This is a genomic window from Mesorhizobium sp. M4A.F.Ca.ET.050.02.1.1, from assembly GCF_003997725.1.
Taxonomy (GTDB): Bacteria; Pseudomonadota; Alphaproteobacteria; order Rhizobiales; family Rhizobiaceae; genus Mesorhizobium.
This window is the reverse complement of the sequence record NZ_RZSG01000548.1, coordinates 1-4,092: the sequence shown is the minus strand read 5'-3', so window position 1 is coordinate 4,092 and position 4,092 is coordinate 1. Positions and strand designations below refer to the sequence as shown.

4 protein-coding genes are annotated in these 4,092 nt (G+C 64.6%); all 4 read right to left on the bottom strand.

Features of this window, described 5'->3' with window-relative positions:
• Positions 1 to 201: ATP-binding cassette domain-containing protein (locus EOA33_RS26585; RefSeq protein ID WP_127406990.1), on the bottom strand; the 201-nt coding region annotated here is incomplete at its 3' end.
• Between the two features lie 80 nt (positions 202 to 281).
• Complete coding sequence (locus tag EOA33_RS26580; protein WP_127406989.1) at positions 282 to 1,406, bottom strand: sugar ABC transporter substrate-binding protein; 1,125 nt, start codon at positions 1,404 to 1,406, stop codon at positions 282 to 284.
• 307 nt (positions 1,407 to 1,713) lie between these two features.
• A complete protein-coding gene (locus EOA33_RS26575; protein ID WP_127406988.1) occupies positions 1,714 to 2,742 on the bottom strand; it encodes a LacI family DNA-binding transcriptional regulator in 1,029 nt (342 codons plus the stop codon).
• Positions 2,743 to 2,890: 148 nt separating this feature from the next.
• Complete coding sequence (locus tag EOA33_RS26570; protein ID WP_127406991.1) at positions 2,891 to 4,084, bottom strand: MFS transporter; 1,194 nt, start codon at positions 4,082 to 4,084, stop codon at positions 2,891 to 2,893.
• Positions 4,085 to 4,092: the final 8 nt, after the last annotated feature.

Sequence of the window (4,092 nt, the reverse complement as noted above, 5' to 3'; positions counted from 1 at the left end):
GTCCAGCATCATGCGGCCTTCGTCCGGCGCGACGACCCCGGCCATCACCTTGATCAGTGTCGACTTGCCGGCGCCGTTTTCGCCGAGAATGGCGTGGATGCTACCGGCCGTGACCGTCAGCTCGGCCTTTTCCAAGGCACGCACGCCGCCATAGCGCTTGGATATGCCTTCCATGCGAAAGAGCGGAACCGCGCCGTCCATCAGCCCTCCGAGGCAATTTCTATCGACAGATGGCAAGCAGCCGGAGCCGCGGGAGATGCCCGCCGCCCCGGCCGGTCAGACTACTTGTTTTCCTTGGTCTGGCCCATGATTTCCTGCGCGGTGAAATTGATCCCGCAGGTCGGGAAGGAATTGCCGACGAAGAAATTGTCGGACTGATCGGGGAAGTAGTCCTGGCCTTCCTTGAAGTTCGGATCCTCGACGATCGCCAGCGGCAGTTTCACCGATTGCGGCACGACGTTGCCCTCGAGCGCGGAGATCGCCGTCTTGATAGCGACCGCCACCTGGGCGGGGCCGGTGCCGGCCGACAAGCACTTCAGGCCATCGGCCGCGTGCGCCGCGCAGAACTTGCGGAAGCCGTTTTCGGTCTCGCCGCCGAACGGCACGAAAGCATGCTTTGCATCGATCATCGCCTGTACGATGCCGGTGTCGCCGCCCTGGCCGGTGATGCCGACGAACGGACCGTTGGTGGCGATGGCGTCGGCGGTGACCTTCTGCGCTGTCGGATCATCCCATTTGCCGGCGACTTCGGTGACGTCCCACTTCTTGCCCGAAGCGTCCAGGACCTCATGGATGCCATTGTGGCGATCGGTGTCGACCGAGGTGCCGGCAACACCGCGTACTTCCAGGATCTTGCCGCCATCGGGTATATGGCTGATCAGCCACTTGGCCCACAGTTCCCCGAGGCCCTTCTGGTCGACATTGACGTTGATGGCATCCTTGGTGTCGAGGATGTTGTCGAAGGCGACAAGGACGACGCCGGCTTCCTTGGCGCGCTTGATCACCGGCCCGAAGGCCGTCGGGTTCTGGGCATTGACGACGATCGCATCAAAGCCGGAATCGATGAAGTTGTTGATCGCCGAAATCTGCGCCGGCACATCCTCGCCGGTCGATACGACCTTGAATTCCTTGAGCTTTGCCGCGACGTCCTTCTGCGCGGCATAGGCCTTGGCCGTCTGGATCATCTGGATGCGCCAGGTGTTGGCGATATAGCCGTTGGCGAGCGCGATGCGGTACGGGCCCTCCTTCTTGGGGAATTTGAAGAACTGGGTATCGGCCGCCCACGGCGCGAAGCAGTCCGGCTCCGCGGCCGGTCCCTTGACGATTTCCGGCTCGGCGATAGCCGATGAGCTCAGCATAACGAATGCAGTGGCGGCAACGATGCCACCAACAAGTGACTTGATCATCGATATTCCTCCCGATTGCAGTTCTGCCTGATGCTGCGTGGTTCTGGCGCCCGTCCACACCCGGCGAAGCCCTCCAGCCTTGCCCCATGACGCCTACCAGGGTGGCGGTTTGCCACCCGATGCCCCCTCCTCCAACTCCCTCAAGGAGAAAACAAAGCTAGCATATTATACATAATAAACAAGCATGAGCTGTCGCTTATATATAATAAACAGACGCTGGCCTTGCTTTGAATTTCCGCACGAAACATTTGGTAGCGCTACCATGACGCAGTGTAAACCGGCATTTGCACAGTCGCTTCTGCGTGTTTCAACGTGCTGTGCTCTCGCGGCGCATCAGCTCGAAGCCGAGGTCGACAACGCGCTGTCGCGGCCTCTCTCCCGCGATCGCCGCCAGCGCCATGGCGACTGCCTGGCGGCCGATTTCATAGCGATGGGTGCGGATGCTGGTGACCGACGGAAACGCTGCTTGCATCATGTCGAGATCGTTGAAGCCGACGATGCCGATGGTCTTCGGAACCGCGATAGCGGCGCGATGGCATTCGAACAGGACGCCAAGCGCGATATCGTCATTGTTGCAGAATACCCCGTCGAGCGCCGGCATCTTGGCCAACGCATCGCGAAAAAGCTCACGACCGAGCGTCACGCTGGACAGCAGTGGCGTGGTCGTCACCAGCCGGGGGTCGAACAGGCCCGCCGCTTCCATGGCGGCGCGGTAGCCGGCCAGACGCCGCTGCGAACGCGGGTCCATGCGGGCGCCGATGAAGCCGATCCGCCGGTAGCCCGCCTCGACCAGGTGCTCGCTCGCTACCCGGCCGCCGTCGAAATGGGAAAACCCGACCAGCATGTCGACCGGATCGGGACCGGTCTCCATGACCTGAACCACCGGGCAGCCGGCAGTCTCCAGCAGGCGGCGCGAGGTTGGAGTCTGGTCGATGCCGGCCACGATCAACGCCGCCGGACGCTGCGGGGCAAACACCTGCAGCAGGCGCTCCTCTTCGAGGCCGGAATAGTGGGTGTTGCCGAGCTGGATGCGGAAGGGGCTGTCCGACAGGCTGTCATAGATGCCGCGCACAACTTCGGCGAAAACGTTGTTGGTGAGCGACGGCACCAACACGCCGAACACCTCGGCGCGGGCCGAGGCCAGCGCCCTTGCGTTCGGGTCGGGAACATAGCCGAGCTCGTCGACGGCGGCCTGGATCTGGCGGCGCAGGTCTTCCGAAACCCGCCCCGGTTCGCGCAGCGCCCGCGATACGGTGATGGCGCCGACGCCGGCCTTGCGCGCCACGTCGGCGATGGTCGGGCGGCCGCCGCCGCGGCGCGAGCGCGGCTTGATCACCGCCCTGCCCTCGATGCCGCGCCATCAGCCAGGCTGGGCCGCGAAACGATGGTGTTTGTCGGTATCGCCATGCCAGTCCCTCGCCGCGCCATCTGGCGTCGCGCAGCCTGCCGCCCTTGTCAAGCGACCGGCACCGTGCGGCCCGCCATCAGGCCATCGCCAGGGGACTGCGCCGGGCCTTCCACATCAAGAGGAGGATGGCCGCCAGATTCACCAGGTTCCAGGCGATGCCGTTGACGAAGGCCGCGGCATAGGAGCCGGTGAGGTCGTAGATCCAGCCCGACATCCAGCCGCCGACCGCCATGCCGAAGATGGTCGCCATCATGACGATGCCGACGCGCTGTCCAGCCTCCCTTGCCGGCATGTAATCGCGTATGATGATCGCATAACAGGGCACGATGCCGCCTTGCGACAGGCCGAAGACCAGCGACACGACATAGAGCGAGGCAAGCCCGTCGAAGGGGATGTAGAACAGCAGTGACAGGCATTGCAGCACCGAGCCGAGCAGCAGCGTCCTCACCGCGCCGATGCGATCGGCAAGGAAGCCCGAGCCGATGCGGCTGGCGACGCCCGCCGCCAGCATGATCGAGAGCATGTCGGCGCCATGCGCCATGCCATAACCGAGGTCCATGCAATAGGCGACGATGTGCACCTGCGGCATCGACATCGCCATGCAGCAGCCGAAGCCGGCGACGACGAGCAGAACCTGCAGCGCCGCCGGCGACAGCGAGATCGGCCGCACCGGACGGCCGCCGGCAGTGCCGGCCATCGCTTCATGCGGAGCGCCGCGCCGAAGCATCAGCACCAGCGGCACCATTGTGAGCAGGCAGACGACGCCGATCGTCGCATAGGTGAAGCGCCAGCCTTCCGCCCTCATGATCGTCGGCATGATGAAGGGCCAGACCGCCCCAGCGAGGTAATTGCCCGATGCCGCCACCGTCACCGCGACGCCGCGGCGCCGGTTGAACCAATGCGAGATGTCGGCGATCAGCGGACCGAAGATCGCCGACGTCCCGACGCCGATCAGAAGCCCTTGGACCAGGGTGAAGCCGAGGATCGAACTGGTGAGCGAGGCGAGCAGGAAACCGGCGCCGAGCGCCGTCGCGGAGACCAGCGCCGGGATCCAGTAGCCCATCCGGTCGATGGCGCGGCCGACCAGCACATTGCCGGCGGCAAAGCCGACCATGGTCGCGGTATAGGGCATCGAGGCCGCGGCGCGGTCGACGCCGAACTCCGCCTGCACCGCCGGCAGCACCACGACCACCGCCCACATGCCGACACCTCCGATCGTTGCCAGAACCACCGAGATGGCGAGCCGCATCCAGGCATAGGCGCTGTCGATGTCTGGGC

Excerpts from the sequence above, each read along its gene's own strand:
- EOA33_RS26580 (WP_127406989.1), bottom strand. The coding sequence starts at position 1,406 with ATGATCAAGTCACTTGTTGGTGGCATCGTTGCCGCCACTGCATTCGTT.